Source organism: Oryzihumus sp., from assembly GCF_036391795.1.
Taxonomy (GTDB): Bacteria; Actinomycetota; Actinomycetes; order Actinomycetales; family Dermatophilaceae; genus Oryzihumus.
Genome location: NZ_DASVZH010000181.1, coordinates 1 through 1,551, shown reverse-complemented (window position 1 = coordinate 1,551; position 1,551 = coordinate 1). Strand labels below are relative to the sequence as shown.

The 1,551-nt window shown below is 71.1% G+C and carries 3 protein-coding genes; 1 reads left to right on the top strand and 2 read right to left on the bottom strand.

Annotation, left to right across the window (positions count from 1 at the left end; translation table 11 throughout):
- On the bottom strand, window positions 1-255 hold a 255-nt coding region (locus tag VF825_RS10790), incomplete at its 3' end, for an IspD/TarI family cytidylyltransferase (RefSeq protein WP_331113067.1).
- Window positions 252-734: a CarD family transcriptional regulator gene (locus tag VF825_RS10785; RefSeq protein ID WP_141789540.1), complete on the bottom strand. Its 483-nt coding sequence runs from the start codon at window positions 732-734 to the stop codon at window positions 252-254. The genes VF825_RS10790 and VF825_RS10785, both read right to left, overlap by 4 nt.
- A 224-nt stretch (window positions 735-958) precedes the next feature.
- On the opposite strand from VF825_RS10785, the gene VF825_RS10780 reads away from it, so the two are divergent.
- Window positions 959-1,551 (top strand): hypothetical protein (locus tag VF825_RS10780; RefSeq protein ID WP_331113064.1); only part of this gene is annotated, 593 nt, incomplete at its 3' end.

Below are 1,551 nucleotides of genomic sequence, written 5' to 3'. Positions count from 1 at the left end.
GGCCACGGACGCCGTGCGGTCGGCCCCGCCGGCGACGACGTCGACCCGCGCGTCACCGCCGGCCAGCGCGCGGGCAGCCTCGAGGTGGGTCGAGGGGGCGACGACCACGACGTGGCCGACCTGCCCGCACGCAAGGACGCCCCGCAGCGCGTGGAGCAGCAACGGCTCCCCGTGCAGCGGGGCGAACGCCTTGGGCACACCAGCCCCGAGCCTCGTGCCCTGACCGGCGGCGACGAGGACGACGCTGGTGCTCAGGAGGCGAGGACCTCGTCGAGGATCGCCTCGGCCTTGTCCTCGTTGGTCTTCTCGGCGAGCGCGAGCTCGGAGACGAGGATCTGGCGGGCCTTGGCGAGCATCCGCTTCTCACCCGCGGACAGGCCGCGGTCCTTGTCGCGGCGCCACAGGTCGCGCACGACCTCGGCGACCTTGATGACGTCACCGGAGGCGAGCTTCTCGAGGTTGGCCTTGTAGCGGCGCGACCAGTTGGTCGGCTCCTCGGTGTGGGGGGCTCGCAGCACCTCGAAGACACGATCGAGGCCGTCCTGCCCCACGACGTCGCGGACACCCACGAGGTCGCAGTTCTCAGCTGGCACCTCGATGGTGAGGTCGCCCTGGGCAACCTTGAGGACGAGGTAGAGCTTGTCCTCGCCCTTGATGGTGCGGGTCTTGATTTCTTCGATCAGGGCAGCCCCGTGGTGGGGGTACACGACCGTTTCGCCGACCTTGAAAACCATGTGCTGTTTTCCCCTTTCGCGACCTCAAGGGTAACACGGGGCCATGGCCGGAACGAACTAGTTCGCGTCGTGTTTGTGCAGGTCAGGGGCCCTCGCTGGGGCATTTTGACTCCCGGGACGGTCTTGACAGACACCCATTGACCATGCTCTACGCGCGCGCGTCGGGGGTGCGCGGTGGTGACCTGACGACAGCCGGCAAGCCCTGCCCCGGTACGCTGTGCGCCGTGATCCGTCGACCCTCCCGAGCCGCTCAGGTGTCCATGTCCCGCAAGGTCCTCCTCGCGAGCGCCGGCCTCGTCGCCGCCGGAGCGGTCGCGCTGAGCGGGTGCCAGACGCAGTCCCCGATCCAGACCCAGTTCGCCTACCAGCCCGCCGACGGCGTGGCGGTCGACCTGGGCAACATCCAGGTCCGCGACCTCGTCGTGGTCTCCAGCGCCCAGGACCAGCCCGGCGTGCTGTCCGGCGTCGTGGTCAACAAGGGCGCCCAGCCGGTCCGCGTCACCTTCGCCACCGCCAACGGCGGCCAGGCCAGCGTCGAGGCGGCCCCCGGCAAGGGCACCCGCCTCGAGGACAGCACGACGGTCGACCCGGCGACGCTGCCCAAGGTGGGCACCGCCCCCGGCGGCCTGCTCCAGATCGAGGTGAGCACCCCCGAGGGTGGCGCCCAGCAGGTCAAGGTGCCGGTGCTGCTGCCCCAGGGCTACTACGAGACGGTCACCCCGGCGGCCACGGGCTCGGCGACGGGCAGCCCGACCCCGTCGGTCACCGACAGCCTCCCGGTCCCCTCGACCTCGACGGGCACGGCGACCGCCACCAC